Source organism: Streptomyces sp. 6-11-2 (assembly GCF_006540305.1).
GTDB lineage: Bacteria > Actinomycetota > Actinomycetes > Streptomycetales > Streptomycetaceae > Streptomyces.
Genome location: NZ_BJOR01000001.1, coordinates 1790205 through 1813673, shown reverse-complemented (window position 1 = coordinate 1813673; position 23469 = coordinate 1790205). Strand labels below are relative to the sequence as shown.

Genomic DNA, 23469 nt, shown 5'->3' with positions numbered 1-23469 from the left:
CCTATTCGCGGCGAGGTGAGCCTCATGTCCGCACCAACGTCCAACAAGCCCACCGTCACCGAGCGCGAGGCCCGCCAGGTGGCGGAGGCCGCCCGGGAGCAGGACTGGCGCAGGCCCAGCTTCGCCAAGGAGCTGTTCCTCGGCCGCTTCCGGCTCGACCTCATCCATCCGCATCCGCTGCCCGCCCCCGACGACGCCCAGCGCGGCGAGGAATTCCTCGCCAAGCTCCGTGACTTCTGCGAGACGAAGATCGACTCGGCCCGCATCGAGCGCGACGCGCGGATCCCGGACGAGGTCGTCACCGGGCTCAAGGAGCTCGGCGCGCTCGGTATGAAGATCGACACCAAGTACGGCGGCCTCGGCCTGACCCAGGTCTACTACAACAAGGCCCTCGCCCTGGCCGGCTCCGCCAGCCCCGCGATCGGCGCGCTGCTCTCCGCGCACCAGTCGATCGGTGTGCCGCAGCCGCTGAAACTCTTCGGCACCCAGGAGCAGAAGGACACCTTCCTGCCGCGCTGCGCCCGCACCGACATCTCCGCCTTCCTGCTCACCGAGCCGGACGTCGGCTCCGACCCGGCACGCCTGGCGACCACGGCGGTCCCGGACGGCGACGACTACATCCTCGACGGGGTCAAGCTGTGGACGACCAACGGGGTCGTGGCCGACCTCCTCGTCGTCATGGCGCGCGTGCCGAAGTCGGAGGGCCATCGGGGCGGCATCACCGCCTTCGTCGTCGAGGCCGCCTCCGAGGGCATCACGGTGGAGAACCGCAACGCCTTCATGGGCCTGCGCGGCATCGAGAACGGCGTCACCCGCTTCCACCAGGTCCGGGTACCGGCCGCCCACCGCATCGGCGCCGAGGGCCAGGGTCTGAAGATCGCCCTGACCACCCTGAACACCGGCCGGCTGTCCCTGCCGGCGATGTGCGCGGGCGCGGGCAAGTGGTGCCTGAAGATCGCCCGCGAGTGGTCCGCGGCCCGCGAGCAGTGGGGCAAGCCGGTCGCGCTGCACGAGGCGGTCGGCTCGAAGATCTCCTTCATCGCGGCCACCACCTTCGCGCTGGAGGCGGTGCTCGACCTGTCGTCCCAGATGGCCGACGAGAACCGCAACGACATCCGCATCGAGGCCGCCCTCGCCAAGCTCTACGGCTCCGAGATGGCCTGGCGGATGGCCGACGAACTGGTCCAGATCCGCGGCGGCCGCGGCTTCGAGACGGCCGCGTCCCTCGCCGCCCGCGGAGAACGTGCGGTGCCCGCCGAGCAGATGCTGCGCGACCTGCGCATCAACCGCATCTTCGAGGGCTCCACCGAGATCATGCACCTGCTGATCGCGCGCGAGGCGGTCGACGCCCACCTCTCGGTCGCCGGCGACCTCATCGACCCCGACAAGACCCTCTCGGACAAGGCGAGGGCGGGCGCGAACGCCGGCGTCTTCTACGCCAAGTGGCTGCCGAAGCTGGTCGCGGGCCCGGGCCAGCTCCCGCGCTCGTACGCCGAGTTCCACCCGCCCGGGCACGTCGACCTCTCCGGCCACCTGCGCTACGTCGAACGCCACGCCCGCAAGCTCGCCCGCTCCACCTTCTACGCCATGTCCCGCTGGCAGGGCCGGATGGAGACCAAGCAGGGCTTCCTCGGCAGGGTCGTCGACATCGGCGCCGAACTGTTCGCGATGAGCGCGGCCTGCGTCCGCGCCGAGCTCCTGCGCGCCCACGGCGACCACGGCCGCGAGGCCTACCAGCTCGCCGACGCCTTCTGCCGCCAGTCCCGCATCCGCGTCGCCGAACTCTTCGACCGCCTGTGGAGCAACACCGACGACCTTGACCGCAAGGTCGTCAAGGGCGTCCTCGGCGGCGCCTACACCTGGCTGGAGGAAGGCATCATCGACCCGTCGGACGACGGCCCCTGGATCGCGGCGGCGGACCCCGGCCCGAGCGAGCGGGAGAACGTGCACCGGCCGATCAGGTAACGGCCGGCCGACGGCCCTGACATGCGGTACGGCCACCTGCCGGCGTACTCCACCGGCCGCCCGGAGGCATCGGTCACCGGGCGGCCGACCGCGTCCGCCGCCGGGGGGCGTGCCGCGCCGCCCCCCGGCGCGGCGGCCGGCGACTCGCTCCCCCTCCGGGAGGGACGCGCTGTCCGTTCGGGGAGCCGCTGCCGCCACAATGGGGGGATGAGCGACAGTCCAGCCCCTCTCGCCGACCCGCACCTCGTCTTCGACCCCGTCGCCGGGGACGGGCCCAAGGACGTGGTGGTCCTCGGGTCCACCGGGTCCATCGGCACCCAGGCCATCGACCTCGTACTGCGCAACCCGGACCGCTTCCGGGTCACCGGGCTCTCCGCCAACGGCGGACGGGTCGGTCTCCTCGCCGAGCAGGCGTACCGGCTGCGCGTGCGGACCGTCGCCGTGGCCCGCGAGGACGTCGTACCGGCCCTGCGCGAGGCGCTCGCCGCGCAGTACGGGACGTCCGAGCCGCTCCCCGAGATCCTCGCCGGACCGGACGCGGCCCCCCAGCTCGCCGCCTCCGACTGCCACACCGTGCTCAACGGCATCACCGGCTCCATCGGCCTCGCCCCGACCCTCGCCGCCCTGGAGGCGGGCCGCACCCTCGCGCTCGCCAACAAGGAGTCGCTCATCGTCGGCGGCCCGCTGGTCAAGGCGCTCGCCAAGCCCGGTCAGATCATCCCGGTGGACTCCGAGCACGCCGCCCTCTTCCAGGCGCTCGCGGCGGGGACACGGACCGACGTGCGCAAGCTGGTCGTCACCGCATCGGGCGGGCCCTTCCGCGGCCGGACCAAGGCCGAGCTCGCCGACGTCACCGTCGAGGACGCCCTCGCCCACCCCACCTGGGCGATGGGTCCGGTGATCACGGTCAACTCCGCCACCCTGGTCAACAAGGGTCTTGAGGTCATCGAGGCACACCTGCTGTACGACATTTCCTTCGATCGCATTGAGGTCGTCGTGCATCCGCAGTCGTATGTCCACTCGATGGTTGAGTTCACCGACGGATCCACCCTCGCCCAGGCGACGCCCCCCGACATGCGCGGGCCCATCGCCATCGGCCTGGGCTGGCCCGAACGCGTTCCGGACGCCGCGCCCGCCTTCGACTGGAGCAAGGCGTCGACCTGGGAGTTCTTCCCGCTCGACAACGAGGCCTTCCCCTCCGTGGGGCTCGCCCGGCACGTGGGCCGGCTCGCCGGTACCGCCCCGGCCGTGTTCAACGCGGCCAACGAGGAGTGCGTCGACGCGTTTCTGCGCGGCACACTGCCCTTCAACGGGATCATGGAGACCGTGACACAAGTGGTCGAGGAGCACGGCACACCCCGCACGGGAACTACGCTGACTGTGCCGGACGTCCTCGAAGCGGAGACCTGGGCCCGCGCCAGGGCCCGGGAACTGACAGCGCGGACGGCGACAGCGGAGGCGCGTGCATGACGTCCTTGATGATGATCCTCGGCATAGTCGTCTTCGTGGTGGGCCTGCTGGTCTCGATCGCGTGGCACGAGCTGGGGCATCTTTCCACCGCCAAGCTCTTCGGCATCCGAGTGCCGCAGTACATGGTGGGATTCGGCCCGACGCTCTGGTCCCGCAGGAAGGGCGAGACGGAGTACGGCATCAAGGCCATCCCGTTCGGTGGCTACATCCGCATGATCGGCATGTTCCCGCCGGGCGACGACGGCCGGATCACCGCGCGCTCCACGTCGCCCTGGCGCGGCATGATCGAGGACGCCCGCTCGGCGGCATTCGAGGAGCTCGGCCCCGGTGACGAGAAGCGCCTGTTCTACACACGTGCCCCGTGGAAGCGGGTCATCGTGATGTTCGCGGGCCCCTTCATGAACCTGATCCTCGCGGTCGCGCTGTTCCTGACCGTCCTCATGGGCTTCGGCATCTCGCAGCAGACGACCACCGTCAGCTCGGTCTCCCAGTGCGTCATCGCGCAGAGCGAGAACCGCGACAACTGCAAGAAGACCGACGCCCCGGCGCCGGCCGCGGCCGCGGGCCTGAAGGCGGGCGACAAGATCGTCTCCTTCAACGGGGTGAAGACCGACAACTGGAACCAGCTGTCCGACCTGATCCGCGCCAACCCCGGCAAGGAGGCGTCGATCGTCGTCGACCGCAAGGGCCAGGACGTCACCCTGCACGCGAAGATCGCCACCAACCAGGTCGCCAAGAAGGACTCCCACGGCCAGATCGTGCAGGGGCAGTACGTCAGCGCCGGCTTCCTCGGCTTCAGCGCCGCCACCGGCATCGTCCGCCAGGACCTCGGCCAGTCCGTGACCTGGATGGGCGACCGGCTCGGCGAGGCCGTCCACTCCATCGCGAGCCTGCCCGCCAAGGTGCCGGCCCTGTGGAACGCGGCCTTCGACGGCGCTCCCCGCCAGCCCGACTCCCCGATGGGCGTCGTCGGCGCGGCCCGCGTCGGCGGCGAGATCTTCACCCTGGACATCCCGCCCACCCAGCAGCTGGCCATGGCCCTGATGCTGGTCGCCGGCTTCAACCTCTCCCTGTTCCTGTTCAACATGCTCCCGCTGCTCCCGCTGGACGGCGGGCACATCGCGGGGGCGCTGTGGGAGTCGCTGCGGCGGAATCTGGCGAGGGTGCTGCGCCGGCCGGACCCGGGTCCGTTCGACGTGGCGAAGCTGATGCCGGTGGCCTACGTGGTGGCGGGCGTCTTCGTCTGCTTCACGGTCCTCGTCCTGATCGCGGACGTGGTCAACCCGGTCAAAATCTCCTAGCGGACCCCTGACGAAGGCGGCCGGACGGATCTCCCGTCCGGCCGCCTTCCATTGAGTGGGTTTTGACGGGTGGGATGTGCTGGGGCACATGGACGTGCCGTAATCTCGATGCCTGGAGCCCGCCGCTGAACGAGGCCGGACCTTGATCCACGACTTGGGGTTGCACAGCAGATGACTGCGATTTCTCTCGGCATGCCGTCCGTTCCGACCAAGCTCGCCGAGCGCCGCAAGAGCCGGCAGATCCAGGTCGGTTCCGTGGCGGTGGGCGGGGACGCGCCGGTGTCGGTGCAGTCGATGACGACGACGCGTACGTCGGATGTCGGCGCCACCTTGCAGCAGATCGCGGAGCTGACGGCTTCGGGTTGTCAGATCGTGCGGGTGGCGTGTCCGACGCAGGACGACGCGGACGTGTTGGCGACGATCGCGCGGAAGTCGCAGATCCCGGTGATCGCGGACATTCACTTCCAGCCGAAGTACGTGTTCGCGGCGATCGAGGCGGGCTGTGCGGCGGTGCGGGTGAATCCGGGCAACATCAAGCAGTTCGACGACAAGGTGAGGGAGATCGCCAGGGCGGCGAAGGACCATGGGACGCCGATCCGTATCGGGGTGAACGCGGGTTCCCTGGACCGGCGGCTGCTGCAGAAGTACGGGAAGGCGACTCCGGAGGCGCTGGTGGAGTCGGCGCTGTGGGAGGCGTCCCTGTTCGAGGAGCACGACTTCCGGGACATCAAGATCTCGGTCAAGCACAACGACCCGGTCGTGATGATCGAGGCCTACCGGCAGCTCGCCGCCCAATGCGACTACCCGCTCCACCTCGGCGTGACCGAGGCCGGTCCGGCCTTCCAGGGCACGATCAAGTCGGCTGTCGCCTTCGGTGCGCTGCTCTCCGAGGGCATCGGCGACACCATCCGGGTGTCGCTGTCCGCGCCGCCGGTCGAGGAGATCAAGGTCGGTATCCAGATCCTGGAGTCGCTGAATCTGCGTCAGCGTGGTCTGGAGATCGTCTCCTGTCCGTCCTGCGGCCGGGCCCAGGTCGATGTGTACAAGCTGGCCGAGGAGGTCACGGCGGGTCTGACCGGTATGGAGGTGCCGTTGCGCGTCGCGGTCATGGGCTGTGTCGTGAACGGTCCCGGTGAGGCCCGTGAGGCCGACCTCGGGGTCGCCTCCGGCAACGGCAAGGGGCAGATCTTCGTCAAGGGGCAGGTCATCAAGACCGTTCCGGAGTCGAAGATCGTGGAGACCCTGATCGAGGAGGCCATGAAGATCGCCGAGCAGATGGAGCAGGACGGCGTCGCCTCGGGCGAGCCGGAGATCTCGGTCAGCGGCTGACCGCAGGACGACGGCTGACCGCAGGACGGCGACCGACCCAGAGCGGCGCGGCCGGCCCTCCGGCGGCTCCCGCCCCGCCTGCCGCCTCGCCTCACCCTTCACGCCACACCGCAGCCCCGCCCCTGAAGGGGCGGGGCTGTCCGGTTCTCCGGAAAGCGTCTTCACCGAAATGTTGCGACGGTTCGCCCGTCGCCGCCGTCCACGCCCTCTTCGCGCTCGCTTGTGACTGCTAACTTGCTGACGAGCAGGCCGAGAAATCGCTATCTCGGCGCGGGACGACTCCAGGGGGGATGCGATGACCACAGCGCGGCGCACCGGAGAGCGCGCCGGACACGGTGGTGAAGGGTCCGCGAGGCGGTCCTCCGGGCGGGGGCAGAAACGCGTCACCATCGCCGATGTGGCCCGCGCCTCCGGCGCCTCCGTGTCGACCGTCTCGCGGGTGATCAACCAGGTCGGCACCGTCGCCCCGGACCTCGCCGACCGGGTCCGCGAGACCATCGCCGACCTGGGCTACCGCCCGAACGCCGCGGCGCAGGGCCTGGCCAGGGGCCGCTCCGGCACGCTCGGGGTGCTCGTCCCGGACCTGGCGAACCAGTACTTCCACGACATCATCAAGGCCCTTTCCGCGGTGGCCAGATCCAACGGGTCCCGCGTCCTGGTCATGGACTCCAACGAGGACCCCGCCGCCGAGCGGGAACTGGCCGAGGACCTCGTCCGGTACGCGGACGGCCTGCTGCTCTGCTCCCCGCGGATGCCGCGCGCCGACCTCGTCGCGCTGACCGGCCGCGACACCCCGATCCTGGTCACCAACCGGCAGGAGCCCGGTCTCGGTCTGCGGGCGATCACCGTCGACTTCTTCCGCGGTGTCCTCGCCCTCTGCGGCCACCTCGCCCAGCTCGGGCACCGGGACGTCGTCTACGTCGCCGGCCCCGGGAGCGCCTGGGCCCACCACGAGCGGATGCGCGCCCTCGCCGCCGCCGAGGACTTCGGGCTCCGTGTGCGCACGGTCGACGGGGGCTCCACCGCCGACGACGGATACGCGGCGGCCGACGCCGCCCTCGGCACCGGCGCGAGCGCCGTGATGGCCTACAACGACTTCGTGGCGCTCGGACTGCTGGCGCGGTTCGCCGAACTCGGCGTACGGGTGCCGGACGATGTGTCCCTGACGGGCTTCGACGAGATCGACATGGCGCGCTTCTCGGCACCGCCCCTCACCACGGTAGCGGTTCCCCGAGGCCGACTCGGGCAGGCCGCCGGTGCGGCGCTGCTGCGGCTGATGGCCGGCGAGGATGACATCGAGGGCGAATCCATCCCGGTCGACCTGCACGTTCGTAGTTCGACCGGCGCACCTTCTTGACAGATCCGATGGCTGGCAGGATTTTGTTCGGGCACCAGGCTGAGAAAGCGTTTCCTCACTGTCGCTGACGCATATCGGGCCGATGCCCGCAGGGAGTTGCTGTGTCCCGCACCGTCCACAGAGCCAGTCTTCGTATGCCGTCCGTTCAGCGCCTCGTCGCCGCCGGCTTGTTGCTCGCGGTCACGGTGGTCGGATGCAGCGCTCCGAGCAGTCAGTCGTCGGGGGACAAGGGGGAGTCCGCCCAGAAGGTGCCGGACAAGCCGAGCAAGCCGGTCTCGCTGGAGATCCTCGACGTCGCCGGGAACCTCCAGTTGACCCAGGGCATGATCGACGAGTTCCGGAAGACGCATCCGGAGATCGTCGGCAGGATCTCGTACTCCAAGGCGCCCGCTCCGGAACTCGCGGGCAAGATCAAGGCGCAGCAGCAGGCGGGCCGCGTCCAGATCGACATGGTCCTCACCGGCACCGACGGTCTCGCCGCGGGGCTCGAGCAGGACCTCTGGGCGGACATGGCCGCGCACCAGGACGCCATCGGCAACCCGGACTACCTGCCGCCGGCGGCGGAGATGGCGAAGCTGGCGCAGGGCAAGGGCACGGCCGTCGTGTACTACCCGTCGGGGCCGCTGTACGAGTACGACCCGGCCAAGGTGCCGAACCCGCCGAGGACCCCGCAGGACCTCCTCGACTGGGCCAAGGCCCACCCCAAGCGCTTCCAGTACGCCGACCCGGCCAACTCGGGCCCCGGCCGTACCTGGCTGATGGGGCTGCCGTACCTCCTCGGCGACAAGGACCCGTCCGACCCCGAGAAGGGGTGGGACAAGACGTGGGCGTACCTGAAGGAACTCGACAAGTACGTCGACGTGTACGGCTCGGGCACCTCCGAGACCATGAAGAACCTGGCCACCGGTCAGGTTGACATGATCATGAGCACCACGGGCTGGTACATCAACCCGCGTGCCCTCGGCACCGTGCCGAAGAAGATGAAAGCCGGTCACTTCGACGACATGACCTGGGTGACCGACGCCCAGTACGCCGTGGTCCCCAAGGGAGTCAGCGCCGACAAGATGTCCGCGGTGCTCAACCTGCTCCACTGGATGCTCACCCCCGAGCAGCAGGCGAAGGCCTACGACGACGGCTACTTCTACCCGGGCCCGGCCGTCAAGGACGTACCCCTGTCGATGGCGCCCGCCAAGTCCCAGCAGGTCATCAAGGAGTACGGCGTCCCCGAGTTCGACACGTGGATCGACCAGTTCCCGAAGAAGCCGTCGCTGTCCTCGCAGGCGCAGGTCAAGGCCTTCGACCTGTGGAACCGTCAGGTGGCCGGCCAGTGACCGCGGCCCGTATCTCGACCCTGCGCCTGGCCGGGGTCACCCGCAGCTTCGGCGGACACCAGGCCCTGCGGGGACTGGACCTGGAGATCTCGGGCGGCGAGTTCGTGGCGCTGCTGGGCCCCTCCGGATGCGGCAAGTCCACCGCCCTCAACTGCCTGGCCGGACTGCTGCCGCTGACCGGCGGCCAGATCTTCCTCGACGGGGAGCGGATCGATCAACTCGCCCCCGAGCGACGCGGGTTCGGCATGGTCTTCCAGAACTACGCCCTGTTCCCGCACATGACCGTCCGGAACAACGTCGGCTTCGGCCTGAAGATGGCGAAGGTCCCCAGGGCCGAGGCCGCCGAACGGGTCACCAGGGCCCTGGACATGGTGCAGTTGACCGCTCACGCCCACAAACGGCCCGGTCAGCTCTCCGGCGGGCAGCAGCAGCGGGTCGCCATCGCCCGCGCGATCGTCCTGGAACCGCGGCTGGTGCTGATGGACGAGCCGCTGTCCAACCTCGACGCCGCGCTGCGCCTGGAGATGCGGGCGGAGATCCGCCGCCTGCACCAGCGGCTCGGACTGACCACCGTGTACGTCACGCACGACCAGGAGGAGGCCCTCTCCCTCGCGGACCGGCTCGTCGTGCTGCGCGACGGCCGCACCCAGCAGATCGGCACCCCGGAGGAGGTCTACAGCCGCCCGGCCAACCGCTATGTCGCCTCCTTCATGGGCTACCGCACCCTGCTCGACGCCACCGTCACCGGGACCCGCGGCCCCCATGTGGTCGTCGACATCGCGGGCAGCCCGCTCGTCGGGCTCGACCGTGACGGCGTGGCGGCCGGCGGCCGGGTCACGGCGGCCATCCGCCCCGAGGACCTGGACGCGGTGACCGTGGACGAGCCCGCAGACGGCACCTCCAGCTCCGGCACCTCCGGCACTCCCGGACTGCCCGCGACGGTCGAGGTCGTCGAGTACCACGGACGCGAACTCGCCGTGCAGGCACGGCTGACGGACGGGCGCCGGGTCCACTTCCGCACCCGGAAACGACTCGCGCCCGACGAGTCGGTACGGCTCGTCGCACCGTCCGACCGCGTCCTCGTCTTCGTCGCCGCCGACGGCGACGGACAGCCGAGCGACAGCGGTACCGGTCCGTCCCGCGGACCGGGTGGCGCCGGCGCCGGGGACGGACCGGCCGCCCCCGGACCGTCCGCCCCCGAGCCGTCCGCCCCCGAGGCCGGGGAGGAGGACTCCGCCGGCCCGCGGAGCCCGGCGGCCGCACCGGCGGACGAGGGCGCGGCGGAGCCTTCCGAGAAGTCGCGGGAGGCGCGTGACACCCCGAAGCAGGTGGCCACATGAGCGCCACCGACACCCGCGCGGCCCCGCCGCCCGCGCCGCCGGAACCCGCGGCCGCCCCGCCCGCGCTCCGCCACCGCCTGGCCGAGCGCGGCGTCGACCGGCTCCTGCTCCTCGCGGTCCCGGGCGTGCTCTTCCTCGCCGTGCTGTTCTGCTACCCCTTCTTCTACGGGCTGGGGCTGTCGTTCCAACCCGCCCAGGGCGGGGGTCCGTTCGCCAACTACCGGCTCTTCTTCAGCGATCCGTATCTGCGGGAGACCCTGTGGATCACCCTGGGCCTGGCCGTGCCCGCCGCGCTGATCAACTGCCTTGCCGCCGTGCCGGTCGCGTTCCGCACCCGCGGAGTGTTCCGCGGCCGGCGGCTGATCACCACGCTGCTGGTCATGCCGATCACCCTCGGGACGGTCCTCACCGCCCAGGGGCTGCTCGGCTACCTCGGCCCCAACGGCTGGTTCAACAAGGCCCTGCTGGGACTCGGCCTCATCGACGAGCCGCTCGCCCTGGTGCACAACTACTGGGGTGTGCTGGCCTCGCTGATCATCACCGGCTTCCCCTTCTCCTACCTGCTGACGCTGTCGTACCTGACCGGTATCGACCCCAGCCTGGAGCAGGCCGCCGCGACGCTCGGCGCGGACTGGCGCAAACGGCTGCGGTACGTGCTCCTGCCGCTGCTCGCACCGGGCCTTGCCATCACCTTCTGCCTGTCGTTCGTGCTGGCGTTCGCGGTGTTCCCGTCCGCCCAACTGGTCGGTGACCCGCGCAGGACCACGCACGTCATCTCGATCGAGGCGTACCAGGCGGCGTTCCAGAAATTCGACTACTCCCTCGGTTCCGCCATCGCCATGATCATGGCCGCGGTGATGCTCGCGGTCGTCGTCCTCGTGCTCGCCTGGCGGTCGTTGCTGTACCGAGGAGCGACGGGAGGCAAGGGCTGATGGCCGACCTCGTCCGTACCCCCGCGGCGCAGGCCGGTACGGACCCGGCCGCCCCCTCCCGGTGGCGCCGGATCCGCCCCGGCACCTGGATCGCCGCCCTCGTCTTCGGGTTCTTCCTCCTCCAACTCGCCGGAGTCATCGGCGTCCCGCTCGTCGACTCCCTGGGCACCCGCTGGTTCACCAGCTGGCTGCCGCAGGGCTGGACGACGAAGTGGTACGGCTCCGCCTGGCGGGAGTTCCAGCTCGGCCAGGTCTTCTGGACGACCGCGCTGGTCTCCGTGCTCGTCGTCGCCCTGTCCGTGGTGATCGGGGTGCCGGCCGCCTACGCGCTGGCCCGGCGGGACTTCCCCGGCAAGAAGGCCGTGCTGCTGTTGTTCGTGCTGCCGATCCTGGTGCCGCCTCTCACCTACGGCATCCCGCTGGCCACCGTCCTGTACAAGTTCCAGCTCGCCGGGACCCTGACCGGGGTGGTGCTGGCGAACCTGGTGCCGTCCGTGCCGTTCGTCGTCCTGACGATGACCCCGTTCATCGAGCAGATCGACCCCAGGATCGAGGCGGCCGCCCGGATGTGCGGGGCCCGAACCGGTTCCGTCCTGCTGCGCGTCCTCGCGCCGCTGCTGGTGCCCGGCATCCTCGCCGCCTCCGTACTGGTCCTGGTCCGCACGGTCGGCATGTTCGAACTCACCTTCCTCACCGCGGGACCGGACAGCCAGACCCTCGTCGTGGCCCTCTACTACGCCGTCTTCTCGGCCGGTATCCGCACCCAGCAGTCCATCGACGCGATGGCCGTGATGTACACGCTGTCGATGCTCGTGCTGCTGGTGATCGCCCTGCGCTTCGTCAATCCCACCCAGTTGGTGACCCGCGTCAAGGAGGACCGGTCGGCGTAGGAGACGGCCGCTCCGAGGGGCAGGGAGCCGGCCATTCCCACTGGCAGCGGCGGTGCCGGGCGGCATTCACCGCCGGGCGGCGTCCCCCGTCGCTGCCAGGTACAGTGCGGGAACCAGTAGATCCTCATGGTGAGGCCCCGCCGACGTGTTGACCCAGACGACCACCGCGGTCCTCGGACCGAGCGACCTCGACGCCGCGCTCGCGGTCCTCGGCCGCGAGCCGGTCGTGAATGCCTTCGTGACGTCCCGCGTTCAGGTCGCCGGACTGGACCCGTGGCGGCTCGGCGGAGAGATGTGGGGCTGGTACGAGGACGGCATACTCACGTCCCTGTGCTACGCGGGGGCCAACCTCGTCCCGATCTGCGCCACCCCCAGGGCCGTCCGGGCCTTCGCGGACCGTGCGCGCCGGGCCGGCCGTCGCTGCTCCTCCATCGTGGGACCGGCCGAACCCACCGCCCAGCTGTGGCGGCTCCTGGAACCCGGCTGGGGTCCGGCCCGCGAGATCCGCGCCCACCAGCCGCTCATGGTCACCGACCGCATGCCGTCCGGCATCGCTCCCGATCCCTACGTCCGCCGCATCCGCAAGGACGAGATGGAGACGATCATGCCGGCCTGCGTGGCGATGTTCACGGAGGAGGTCGGCGTCTCCCCGCTCGCCGGGGACGGCGGTCTGCTCTACCAGGCCCGGGTCGCCGAACTCGTCGGCTCCGGCCGCTCCTTCGCCCGCCTCGACGAGCACGGCAAGGTGATGTTCAAGGCGGAGATCGGTGCCGCGACCTCCGAGGCCTGCCAGATCCAGGGCGTGTGGGTGGCCCCCGAGTACCGCGGCCGAGGCCTGGCGGTCCCCGGCATGGCGGCGGTCCTGCGGTACGCGCTGGCCGATGTGGCCCCGGTGGTCAGTCTGTACGTGAACGACTTCAACACCGCGGCCAGGCGCACCTACCTGAAGGCGGGCTTCCAGGAGGTCGGCGCGTTCATGAGCGTTCTCTTCTGACCTGCGCCTCACTGCGCTGTTCAGCGCCTCGTGCACGCCCTGTAGTCTCCCGGCATGGCGCACTTCCCCGGTCACGGACACCGCCGCAGCGACGACGTCGTGATCGGCCCCCTGGACCTGTCGGTCCGTGTCGACGAGGCGCTCGCCGTGCAGGCCGTCGCCTTCGGTCTCGGCGCCGACGAGGTGGCCGTACGCCGGCAGATCGTGCTGCGCCACATGACCTGCCGGGGAGCCCGCGCGCTCGGTGCCACCACGGCCGACGGCCGGCTCGCGGGATTCGTCTACGGCATGCCCAACGACCGCGCCCACTGGTGGTCCACCGTCGTCGAGCCCTACCTGCGCGCCCTCGGCCACGACGACTGGCTCGACGACTCCTTCGTGATCACCGAACTGCACGTCCACCCGAGCCACCAGAACCGCGGCATCGGACGGGCCCTGATCACCACCATCACCGACAGTGCGAGCGAGCCCCGCTCGATCCTCTCCGCCATCGACACCGACAGCCCGGCCCGCGGTCTCTACCACGCCCTGGGCTACGAGGACCTCGCCCGCCAGGTGCACTTCCCCAGCGCGCCGAAACCGTACGCCGTGATGGGCGCCCCGCTGCCGCTGCGCCGCCGTCCGAACACGGCGCCCGGTCGGCTTTAACCGATTTCCACCGGCGCGGCAAGCCCGGCTAACCTCCTAGCCATCAGCTTCCCCCACTCTCGGCCTCGCCCGAGCGGGGGCCACCATCGGCAGGAGTACGAGAACCATGGCCAACGCACCGGTCCAGCGCATGTCCCAGTTGTTGGCGAAGACGCTGCGCGACGACCCGGCGGACGCCGAGGTCCTGAGCCACAAGCTGCTGGTCCGCGCGGGCTACGTGCGGCGCACCGCCGCCGGGATCTGGACCTGGCTGCCGCTGGGCAAGAAGGTCCTCGCCAACGTGGAGCGGATCGTCCGCGAGGAGATGGACGCGATCGGCGGCCAGGAGGTGCTGCTGCCCGCGCTGCTGCCCCGTGAGCCGTACGAGGCGACCGGCCGCTGGGACGAGTACGGCGCCGAGCTGTTCCGTCTGAAGGACCGCAAGGGCGGCGACTACCTCCTCGGGCCGACCCACGAGGAGATCTTCACCCTGCTGGTGAAGGACCAGGCGACCTCCTACAAGGACCTGCCGGTCATCCTCTACCAGATCCAGACCAAGTTCCGGGACGAGGCCCGGCCCCGCGCGGGCATCCTGCGCGGGCGCGAGTTCCTGATGAAGGACTCCTACTCCTTCGACCTCGCCGACGAGGGCCTCGCCGAGTCCTACGCCCTGCACCGCCAGGCCTACCAGCGGATCTTCGACCGCCTGGGCCTGGACTACCGGATCTGCGCCGCGACCGCGGGCGCGATGGGCGGCTCCAAGTCCGAGGAGTTCCTCGCCCCGGCCGCCGCCGGCGAGGACACCTTCGCCGACTGCCCGAACTGCGACTTCGCCGCCAACACCGAGGCGATCGAGTACGAGCTGGTGCCGGTGGACGGCTCCGGCGTGCCCGCGGCCGAGGAGATCCCCACCCCGGACACCCCGACCATCGAGACCCTCGCCGCCTCCCTCGGCGTGCCGGCCTCCGCCACCCTGAAGAACCTGCTGGTCAAGGTCGACGGGGAGATCGTCGCCGTCGGCGTCCCCGGCGACCGCGAGGTGGACCTGGGCAAGGTCGAGGCGCACTTCGCCCCGGCCGCCGTCGAGCTGGTCACCGCCGAGGACTTCGTGGGCCGCCCGGACCTGGTCCGCGGTTACGTCGGTCCGCAGGGCCTGGACAAGGTGAAGTACATCGCCGACCCGCGCGTGGCGCCCGGCACGGACTGGATCACCGGTGCCAACAAGGAGCACACGCACGCGAAGAACGTGGTCGCCGGGCGCGACTTCGAGGTCGACGAGTACGTCGACGTGGTGGTCGTGCAGGACGGCGACCCCTGCCCGAAGTGCGGCACCGGCCTCAAGCTGGACCGGGCCATCGAGATCGGCCACATCTTCCAGCTCGGCCGCAAGTACGCCGACGCCCTCAAGCTCGACGTCCTCGGCCAGAACGGCAAGCCGGTCCGCGTCACCATGGGCTCCTACGGCATCGGTGTCTCCCGCGCCGTGGCCGCCCTCGCCGAGCAGCACGCCGACGACAAGGGCCTGATCTGGTCCAAGGAGGTCGCCCCGGCCGACGTGCACGTGGTCGCCGCCGGCAAGGCCCTGCAGACCGAGGTGGCCCTGGAGGTGTCCCAGAAGCTCGCCGCGGCAGGCGTCCGCGTCCTCGTCGACGACCGGGCCGGTGTCTCCCCGGGCGTGAAGTTCACCGACTCCGAACTCATCGGCGTCCCGCAGATCCTGGTCGTCGGCCGCCGCGCGCCCGAGGGTGTCGTCGAGCTGAAGGACCGCCGCACCGGCGAGCGCGAGGAGCTCGCGATCGAGGAAGCGATCGCCCGCCTCACGGCGTAGTCCTGCCCCGCGACACGGGCTCACGGCAGCAAGCGGGGTCAGGCGCGTCCAGCCATCAGGCGAACGAGGACGTGCCGGACCCCGCACCCGCGTCAAGATCCGCCGACCGCTCACTGCCCCCGCGTCACCGCTCTCCCAGGCCGGCGCCCGGCGGGTGCGGAGGAGCGACCGTCATGAGGGCTGTGTCACTGTCGGCCCTGGGGCGTGGGGCCTGGTGGTTCCCGGCCGGCCTGCGCTGCGGAGGCGGCCGCCTCCGCGTTCGGGTCATGTCCTCCGGGCGGGCACTGATCCCTCGCCACCGTCTCCCCGCACCCAGGCCGGCGTCCGGCAGGCGGGGGAGCGGTCGTCGTCACGGCGGTGCCGCCTGGGGGGTTTCGTCGTGGCCGGGTGGGTCAGAGCCAGGTGGCGAATTCCAGGAGGAGTTCGGCGTCCTTCGGGCGGCCCACGCGGCGGGCGCGCACGCCGGATTCCACGGCTCGGAAGAGCGTCCAGCCGCGCAGGCGGTCGCGGTCGACCTCCAGGGAATCCGCCAGCCGCTTGATCCGGCGCCGGGTGGTGGCGGCGCCGGACGGCGCGGCGATCAGGTCCTCCACCCGGTCGCGGACCAGCCGCGCCAGGTCGAAGGCGGCCTCGCCGACCACCGGATCCGGGCCCACGGCCAGCCACGGCGTCCGGTCCCCGGCGAGCACCTTGCTCTGCCGGAACGTGCCGTGCAGCAACCGCCGCTCGGGCGGCGCGGCCAGCAGTTCCGCGCGGGCCGTGAGCGCCGCCTCGACCAGCGGCGCCACCTCCGCGTCGGCCTCCGCGCTCGCCCGCATCGCCCCGGCCTGCCGCCCGGTCCGCTCCTCGACCGTCTCGAAGGTGTGCCCGGCAGGCGGTTCGACCCACAGCCGCCGCAGCGTGCCCGCCGCCTCCAGCAGCGCCCGCGCCTCCGGCAGCGACCGCACCGACACGTCCGGATGCAGCCGTTCCAGCAGCAGCACGCCCTCGGCCGGCCCGGCCGGCCCGTCCTCCAGCAGTTGCACGGCGCCCCGCCCGCCCCAGTGCGCGAGCGCCGCCCGCTCGCTCTCCGGGCGGGCCCGGGCAGGGGCCAGTTTGAGCACGGCCGGTGTCCCGTCCGCCGTCCGCACCAGCACCACGAGGCTGCTGCGTCCGCCGGGCATCTGCACCCGTTCGACGGTCAGCTCGCGCAGCGCCACCGCCTGCCGCGCCAGTCCGGGCAGCTTCTCCAGCCAGTCGTCCCCGTCCGGTGCGGTCTCACCCAGCGCCCGCACCAGACGCCGCGGCGGTTCGAAAGCCATGCGCGAGTCTTTCCTTCCTGACTTCCTGGACGCGTTCTCCGCTGTCGCCGTGGGCGCCTCCTGCGCCGTCCCGTTCCTCCCGTCCGTGCCCGTCCGTGCCCGTCCGTGCCCGTCCGGGACATCCGTACGCCCTACGGCGTCGGTGCCGTCGAAGCCGTGGGCGTGCCCGCCGCACCGGCCCGTTCGGCAAGACCAGGGAAGGCTACGCTTCCCCCGCGCCAGCGCACCGCCCGGACCGCCGCCTCGCGCAGCGCCCCGGCTGCCTCGCGCCGTCGCGCGCCCCCGGCCGCCCGGACCAGGTCGGAGTACACCCCGGCCACGAGTTCCTCCAGCTCGGCGGCGAACCGTACCGCCGCCGCGGAGTCCGGCACCGGGAACGGCAGCGTGTAGGCGGCCGCCGCGGCCACCGGTTGCCCGCCCAGATCCCGCACCTCGCGCGCCAGCGCGTCCCGCCGCGCCCGGTGGGCGTCGTACGCCGACCGCGCCTCGGCCCGCCGGCTCTCGCCGATCCGGCCCCCGACGACGCCGTACCCGTACACGGCCGCGTGCTCGGCGGCGAGTGCCGCCTGGAGTGCCTCCAGCCGCCGCCGGTCCGTCACCTGGCTCACTTGTCACCTTCCGTCAGGAGATACGCGTGCGCGGCACCGGCCGCCGCCACCGAGGCCAGCAGGCGGGCCAGTTCGCCGGGCACCTGGAGCAGGGCCGCCGTGCGCCGGTCGGACAAGGAACGCTCGGCGGCGGCGAGCCCCGCCAGGGCGGACTTCGCGGTCTCCCGGGCGGCGGGAGAGCCCGAGGCCTCGGCTCCCGCCGGTGCCCTGGAGTCCTCGGGCGAACCGGACCCCTCGGGCGTGGCGGAGACCGCCGGCGGCACGGTCGAGGCCACCGGCGGCGTGGTCGGCGCCGTCGCGCCGGGCGAGGCCTTCGCGGTGCCGCCGAACGCCTCCGCGTGCGCCGCTACGTGCGCGCGCAGCGGCCGCAGGCGCTCCGCCAGCTCCGGATGCGCGGCCATCACCGCGTCGTACCGCCGCGCCAGCTCCTCGCTGTCGCGTGCCGCACGCGCGCGCATCCGCTCGGCGGCCGACGGGGCCTGGCCCGTGCCGCCGGAGTCGTCGGAACCGGTGGAGCAGCCCACGAGCAGGGCGGCCCCCGCGGCCGAGGCGAGCAGGCTCCTTCTGCGCGGGCCCGCCAGGGCGCGCGGAGGTGAGGGGAACGGCACGGCAGACGTCCTCGGGTGCGTGAACGAAGTGGGAGGGGCGGCTCGCCCATGATCACGGTACCCGCGCCCCGCGCACGCATCACTCAGCGGCACCGCTGCTGCCCAGGTGGACGGCAACACCCCTTCGGACCGGATACCCTTTGACCAGACACGCGACCACCCCACAACAGCACACGCGGCCGAGGAGTCACCCGGATGAGCACCACCCAGAGCGAGAGGCTGCGGGAACTGCTGGAACCGCTCGTCACCTCCCAGGGCCTGGATCTCGAAGAGATCGCCGTGGACTCCGTAGGACGCAAGCGTGTGCTGCGCGTCGTCGTCGACTCCGACACCGGGGCCGATCTGGACCGGATCGCCGATGTGAGCCGTGCGCTCTCGGCGAGGCTCGACGAGACGGACGCGATGGGCGAGGGCGAGTACACCCTCGAGGTCGGCACCCCGGGCGCGGAGCGCCTCCTCAGGGAACACCGGCACTACGTGCGCGCCACGGGCCGGCTGGCCAAGTTCCAGCTGGCCGACGGCGGCGAGCTGGTGGCCAGGATCCTCGGGGTCGACGACGAAGGCCTCGACCTCGAAGTGCCAGGGGTGAAGGGGCGCAAGCCCACGACCCGCAGACTCGGTTTCCCGGACGTCGTCAGGGCACGGGTGCAGGTCGAGTTCAACCGCAAGGACCAGAAGGAAGAGGAGGCGTAGCCGTGGACATCGACATGAGTGCCCTGCGGGGCTTGGTACGAGAGAAGGAGATCTCCTTCGGCCTGCTGGTCGAGGCGATCGAGTCGGCCCTCCTCATCGCCTACCACCGCACCGAGGGAAGCCGCCGCCACGCGCGCGTGGAGCTCGACCGGCAGACCGGGCATGTGACCGTGTGGGCGAAGGAGGACCCCCAGGACCTCGAGGAGGGCCAGGAGCCCCGCGAGTTCGACGACACCCCGTCCGGCTTCGGCCGTATCGCCGCCACCACCGCCAAGCAGGTCATCCTGCAGCGGCTGCGCGACGCCGAGGACGACGCGACGCTCGGCGAGTACGCCGGCCGCGAGGGCGACATCGTCACCGGGGTCGTCCAGCAGGGCCGCGACCCGAAGAACGTGCTCGTCGACATCGGCAAGCTGGAGGCCATCCTGCCGGTGCAGGAGCAGGTCCCCGGGGAGACCTACCCGCACGGCCTGCGGCTGCGGTCCTACGTCGTCCGGGTGGCCAAGGGCGTCCGCGGCCCCTCGGTGACCCTGTCCCGTACGCACCCGAACCTGGTGAAGAAGCTCTTCGCCCTGGAGGTCCCGGAGATCGCCGACGGCTCCGTGGAGATCGCCGCGATCGCCCGTGAGGCCGGTCACCGCACCAAGATCGCCGTACGGTCCACCCGTTCGGGCCTGAACGCCAAGGGCGCCTGCATCGGCCCCATGGGCGGCCGGGTGCGCAATGTGATGGGCGAGCTGAACGGCGAGAAGATCGACATCGTCGACTGGTCGGACGACCCGGCCGAGATGGTGGCGAACGCGCTGTCGCCGGCCCGCGTCTCCAAGGTGGAGGTCGTGGACCTGGCCGCCCGGTCCGCCCGCGTCACCGTGCCCGACTACCAGCTGTCGCTGGCGATCGGCAAGGAGGGCCAGAACGCCCGGCTGGCGGCCCGGCTCACCGGCTGGAGGATCGACATCCGCCCGGACACCGAGCAGGCCCCCGAGTAGCCCTCCGGCGAGCAGCCCTCCGAGCAGGCGTCCGGGCAGGACCGCGGGGGAATTCACCCGTCCGGGGGGGAATAGATCCGGGCCGCAGGTCGCTCGGATTACGACAACAGCCGTTCGATCTTTGCCCCACAGGGGTGAGGTCGGTGCGGGGAGGTAGACTTAGCTGTGTCTGGCCGGACGCGTGCCCGCGCATGCCCTGAGCGTACCTGTGTGGGATGCCGGGAGCGGGCGGCCAAGATCGAACTGTTGCGGACCGTGGTGGTCGAGGGAGAGTGCGTCCCCGATCCTCGCGGTACGCTGCCCGGCCGGGGTGCGTATGTACATCCCGCCCCGGTCTGTCTCGATCAGGCGGTGCGTCGCCGGGCATTTCCGCGGGCGCTCCGCGTCCCGGGACCGCTCGACGTAATGGCGTTGCGCCGGTACGTCGAGCAGGCACAAGGTTGCTGAGGCAACACGGCAAGGAATGACATGCCGTACGGAAGCCCCCGTGCGGCCTGGTACCTCGCGAGTCGAAAGCAGGTCGAGATTGCGATGAGCACTCGATGAGTACGCGATGAGTACGCCCATGAACTAGCGACGGTCCGGCCGCAACCCGGACCTAAAAGGAGCGAAGTGGCTAAGGTCCGGGTCTACGAACTCGCCAAGGAGTTCGGTGTGGAGAGCAAGGTCGTCATGGCCAAGCTCCAGGAACTCGGTGAATTCGTCCGATCGGCGTCCTCGACGATCGAGGCGCCCGTAGTACGCAAACTGACTGACGCCTTCCAGCAGGGCAACGGCAGCGGCAGGTCCGCCGCGAAGCCGGGTGCCCCGAAGAAGGCCGCCCCCAGGCCCGCCGCGCCGTCTCCGGCGCAGGCCGGGGGTCCCTCCCGCGCCGTCAAGGCGGCGGGGGAGCGTCCGGCCGCGCCCAAGCCGCCGGCCGCGCCCAAGCCCGCCCCGGCGCAGCAGCCCGCGGCCCCGGCGGCGTCCGCGCCGACCCCCGGCCCGCGTCCGGTGCCGGGTCCCAAGCCCGCGCCGCGTCCGGCTCCGGCCGCGCCCACCACGCCGGAGTTCACCGCTCCGCCGTCGGCTCCGTCGGCTCCGTCGCCGGCCGCGCCGAAGCCCGGTGCCCGTCCGGGCGCCCCGAAGCCCGGTGGCCGTCCCGGCCAGGGCCAGGGTCAGCGTCCGGGCCAGGGTGCCGCGCGCCCCGGTGGCCAGGGTCAGCGTCCGGGCGCCCGTCCGGCCGGTCCGCGTCCGGGCAACAACCCCTTCACCTCCGGTGGCTCCACCGGCATGGCGCGCCCGCAGGCGCCGCGTCCGCAGGGCCAGCGGCCCGGCGGCCCCGGTGCTCCCGGCGCCGGTCCGCGTCCGCAGGGCCCCGGTGGCCAGGGCGGCGGTCCGCGTCCGCAGGCTCCGGGCGGTCCGCGCCCGACCCCGGGCTCGATGCCCCGTCCGCAGGGCGGTCCGCGTCCGGGCGGTCCGCGCCCGAACCCCGGCATGATGCCGCAGCGTCCCGCTGCCGGCCCGCGTCCCGGCCCCGGTGGCGGCGGTCGTGGCCCGGGTGGTGCGGGTCGTCCCGGCGGTGCCGGTCGTCCCGGTGGCGGCGGCGGTTTCGCCGGTCGTCCCGGTGGTGGCGGCGGTGCCGGTCGTCCCGGTGGCGGCGGCGGTTTCGCCGGTCGTCCCGGTGGTGGCGGCGGTTTCGCCGGTGGCGGCGGTGGCCGTCCCGGCTTCGGCGGCCGTCCGGGTGGTCCCGGTGGCCGTGGTGGCACGCAGGGCGCCTTCGGCCGTCCCGGCGGTCCCGCGCGCCGTGGCCGCAAGTCGAAGCGGCAGAGGCGCCAGGAGTACGAGGCCATGCAGGCCCCGTCGGTCGGCGGCGTGATGCTGCCTCGCGGCAACGGCGAGACCATTCGCCTGTCGCGCGGTGCGTCGCTCACCGACTTCGCGGAGAAGATCAACGCCAACCCGGCGTCGCTCGTCGCGGTCATGATGAACCTGGGCGAGATGGTCACGGCCACGCAGTCCGTGTCCGACGAGACGCTCCAGCTCCTTGCCGACGAGATGAACTACCAGGTTCAGATCGTCAGCCCCGAGGAGGAGGACCGCGAGCTGCTCGAGTCCTTCGACCTGGAGTTCGGCGAGGACGAGGGCGGCGAGGAGGACCTGGTCGTCCGCCCGCCGGTCGTCACCGTCATGGGTCACGTCGACCACGGAAAGACCCGACTGCTCGACGCCATCCGCAAGACGAACGTCATCGCGGGCGAGGCCGGCGGCATCACCCAGCACATCGGTGCCTACCAGGTCGCGACCGAGGTCAACGGCGAGGACCGGGCGATCACCTTCATCGACACCCCGGGTCACGAGGCGTTCACCGCCATGCGTGCCCGCGGTGCCCGGTCGACGGACATCGCCATCCTGGTCGTCGCGGCCAACGACGGCGTCATGCCGCAGACGGTCGAGGCGCTCAACCACGCCAAGGCGGCCGACGTCCCGATCGTGGTCGCGGTCAACAAGATCGACGTCGAGGGCGCCGACCCGACCAAGGTGCGCGGTCAGCTGACCGAGTACGGCCTGGTGGCCGAGGAGTACGGCGGCGACACGATGTTCGTCGACATCTCCGCCAAGCAGGGTCTGCACATCGACTCGCTGCTGGAAGCGGTCGTCCTGACCGCCGACGCCTCGCTCGACCTGCGGGCCAACCCGAAGCAGGACGCGCAGGGCATCGCGATCGAGTCCCGCCTCGACCGCGGCCGCGGTGCCGTGGCGACGGTGCTCGTCCAGCGAGGCACGCTGCGGGTCGGCGACACCATGGTGGTCGGCGACGCGTACGGCCGTGTCCGGGCGATGCTCGACGACAACGGCAACAACGTGGCCGAGGCCGGCCCGTCGACGCCGGTGCAGGTCCTGGGTCTGACCAACGTCCCGGGTGCGGGCGACAACTTCATCGTGGTGGACGAGGACCGTACGGCCCGTCAGATCGCGGAGAAGCGTGCCGCCCGTGAGCGCAACGCCGCGTTCGCCAAGCGCGTCCGCCGCGTCTCGCTCGAGGACCTGGACAAGGTGCTCAAGGCCGGCGAGGTCCAGCAGCTCAACCTCATCATCAAGGGCGACGCGTCCGGTGCGGTCGAGGCCCTCGAGTCCTCGCTGCTCCAGCTCGACGTCGGCGAAGAGGTCGACATCCGCGTCCTGCACCGCGGTGTGGGTGCGGTCACGGAGTCGGACATCGACCTGGCCATGGGCTCCGACGCCATCGTGATCGGCTACAACGTGCGCGCCGCCGGGCGTGCCGCGCAGATGGCCGAGCGCGAGGGTGTGGACGTCCGGTACTACTCGGTCATCTACCAGGCGATCGAGGAGATCGAGGCGGCCCTCAAGGGCATGCTCAAGCCGGAGTACGAGGAGGTCGAGCTCGGCACGGCGGAGATCCGCGAGGTCTTCCGTTCGTCCAAGCTGGGCAACATCGCGGGTGTGCTCATCCGCTCCGGCGAGGTCAAGCGCAACAGCAAGGCGCGCCTCCTCCGCGACGGCAAGGTCATCGCGGAGAACCTCAACATCGAGGGTCTGCGTCGCTTCAAGGACGACGTCACCGAGATCCGCGAAGGCTACGAGGGTGGTATCAACCTCGGAAACTTCAACGACATCAAGGTCGACGACGTCATCGCGACGTACGAGCTCCGCGAGAAGCCGCGGGCGTAACGCCGCAGACACCCGTGCCGGCCGACGGGACCACTCCCGTCGGCCGGCACGGCCGTGTCCGGGGCCGCTGGGCCCAGGGCCCCGCGAGCCGTGCGGGGCGCGAAGCCCCGCCCGCCCCGGCAGCGGGAGACCCTCGTCCCACCCGGGCCGCGGAAAACCCCGTCGAGTCACCGGCGGGGTTCGCGGTACCGTTCTTGATGTCCCTGTCCACCGAGAGGGCAGGACCATCGACCCCGT

Annotated in this window: 19 protein-coding genes; 16 read left to right on the top strand and 3 right to left on the bottom strand. The window is 71.5% G+C overall.

Going from position 1 to position 23469, the window contains the following annotated elements; translation table 11 throughout:
- Positions 1-24 precede the first annotated feature (24 nt).
- From TNCT6_RS07415 to TNCT6_RS07360, 12 genes are all read left to right on the top strand, one after another.
- Positions 25-1965 carry an acyl-CoA dehydrogenase family protein gene (locus TNCT6_RS07415; RefSeq protein WP_141357811.1) on the top strand — a complete coding sequence of 647 codons (1941 nt, stop codon included), beginning with the start codon at positions 25-27 and terminating at the stop codon, positions 1963-1965.
- 207 nt (positions 1966-2172) lie between these two features.
- A complete protein-coding gene (gene dxr, locus TNCT6_RS07410; protein ID WP_141357809.1) occupies positions 2173-3435 on the top strand; it encodes a 1-deoxy-D-xylulose-5-phosphate reductoisomerase in 1263 nt (420 codons plus the stop codon).
- A gap of 8 nt (positions 3436-3443) precedes the next feature.
- Complete coding sequence (locus TNCT6_RS07405; RefSeq protein ID WP_172633187.1) at positions 3444-4736, top strand: RIP metalloprotease; 1293 nt, start codon at positions 3444-3446, stop codon at positions 4734-4736.
- Positions 4737-4907: 171 nt separating this feature from the next.
- Positions 4908-6065 (top strand): flavodoxin-dependent (E)-4-hydroxy-3-methylbut-2-enyl-diphosphate synthase, encoded by a 1158-nt coding sequence (ispG, locus tag TNCT6_RS07400; protein WP_141357805.1) that lies wholly within the window; start codon positions 4908-4910, stop codon positions 6063-6065.
- Between the two features lie 295 nt (positions 6066-6360).
- Positions 6361-7422 carry a LacI family DNA-binding transcriptional regulator gene (locus tag TNCT6_RS07395; RefSeq protein ID WP_141357803.1) on the top strand — a complete coding sequence of 354 codons (1062 nt, stop codon included), beginning with the start codon at positions 6361-6363 and terminating at the stop codon, positions 7420-7422.
- Positions 7423-7556: 134 nt separating this feature from the next.
- Positions 7557-8753: an ABC transporter substrate-binding protein gene (locus tag TNCT6_RS07390; protein ID WP_141357801.1), complete on the top strand. Its 1197-nt coding sequence runs from the start codon at positions 7557-7559 to the stop codon at positions 8751-8753.
- Entirely contained in the window at positions 8750-10093 is a 1344-nt protein-coding gene (locus TNCT6_RS07385) for an ABC transporter ATP-binding protein (protein ID WP_253266047.1), read from the top strand. The genes TNCT6_RS07390 and TNCT6_RS07385 overlap by 4 nt, the downstream gene beginning before the upstream one ends.
- Positions 10090-11025, top strand: a complete 936-nt coding sequence (locus TNCT6_RS07380) for an ABC transporter permease (protein WP_141357799.1) — start codon at positions 10090-10092, stop codon at positions 11023-11025. Before TNCT6_RS07385 ends, TNCT6_RS07380 begins: the two co-directional genes overlap by 4 nt.
- Positions 11025-11915: an ABC transporter permease gene (locus tag TNCT6_RS07375; RefSeq protein WP_141357797.1), complete on the top strand. Its 891-nt coding sequence runs from the start codon at positions 11025-11027 to the stop codon at positions 11913-11915. Before TNCT6_RS07380 ends, TNCT6_RS07375 begins: the two co-directional genes overlap by 1 nt.
- Positions 11916-12060: 145 nt before the next feature.
- A complete protein-coding gene (locus TNCT6_RS07370; RefSeq protein ID WP_141357795.1) occupies positions 12061-12909 on the top strand; it encodes a GNAT family N-acetyltransferase in 849 nt (282 codons plus the stop codon).
- Between the two features lie 54 nt (positions 12910-12963).
- On the top strand, positions 12964-13557 hold the full coding sequence (locus TNCT6_RS07365; RefSeq protein WP_141357793.1) for a GNAT family N-acetyltransferase: 594 nt from the start codon (positions 12964-12966) through the stop codon (positions 13555-13557).
- 106 nt (positions 13558-13663) lie between these two features.
- Positions 13664-15364 (top strand): proline--tRNA ligase, encoded by a 1701-nt coding sequence (locus TNCT6_RS07360; RefSeq protein WP_141357791.1) that lies wholly within the window; start codon positions 13664-13666, stop codon positions 15362-15364.
- Positions 15365-15756: 392 nt separating this feature from the next.
- Here TNCT6_RS07360 and TNCT6_RS07355 read toward each other — a convergent pair whose 3' ends face one another.
- From TNCT6_RS07355 to TNCT6_RS07345, 3 genes are all read right to left on the bottom strand, one after another.
- Positions 15757-16665: an aminoglycoside phosphotransferase family protein gene (locus tag TNCT6_RS07355; RefSeq protein ID WP_141357789.1), complete on the bottom strand. Its 909-nt coding sequence runs from the start codon at positions 16663-16665 to the stop codon at positions 15757-15759.
- Between the two features lie 131 nt (positions 16666-16796).
- Positions 16797-17273 carry a ferritin-like domain-containing protein gene (locus TNCT6_RS07350; protein ID WP_172632822.1) on the bottom strand — a complete coding sequence of 159 codons (477 nt, stop codon included), beginning with the start codon at positions 17271-17273 and terminating at the stop codon, positions 16797-16799.
- Positions 17270-17881: a hypothetical protein gene (locus tag TNCT6_RS07345; protein WP_141357787.1), complete on the bottom strand. Its 612-nt coding sequence runs from the start codon at positions 17879-17881 to the stop codon at positions 17270-17272. The genes TNCT6_RS07350 and TNCT6_RS07345 overlap by 4 nt, the downstream gene beginning before the upstream one ends.
- A 195-nt stretch (positions 17882-18076) precedes the next feature.
- Between TNCT6_RS07345 and rimP the strand changes: the two genes are divergently transcribed.
- The 4 genes from rimP (at position 18077) to infB (ending at position 23232) form a co-directional block, all read left to right on the top strand.
- The gene (rimP, locus tag TNCT6_RS07340; RefSeq protein WP_141357785.1) at positions 18077-18574 is read left to right on the top strand and encodes a ribosome maturation factor RimP; all 498 of its coding nucleotides are present in this window, start codon (positions 18077-18079) and stop codon (positions 18572-18574) included.
- Between the two features lie 2 nt (positions 18575-18576).
- Positions 18577-19563 (top strand): transcription termination factor NusA, encoded by a 987-nt coding sequence (gene nusA / locus TNCT6_RS07335; protein ID WP_141357783.1) that lies wholly within the window; start codon positions 18577-18579, stop codon positions 19561-19563.
- A 165-nt stretch (positions 19564-19728) separates the two neighbouring features.
- Positions 19729-20010: a YlxR family protein gene (locus tag TNCT6_RS07330; RefSeq protein ID WP_141357781.1), complete on the top strand. Its 282-nt coding sequence runs from the start codon at positions 19729-19731 to the stop codon at positions 20008-20010.
- A 165-nt stretch (positions 20011-20175) separates the two neighbouring features.
- A complete protein-coding gene (gene infB, locus TNCT6_RS07325) occupies positions 20176-23232 on the top strand; it encodes a translation initiation factor IF-2 (protein ID WP_141357779.1) in 3057 nt (1018 codons plus the stop codon).
- The last annotated feature ends 237 nt before the right edge of the window (positions 23233-23469 follow it).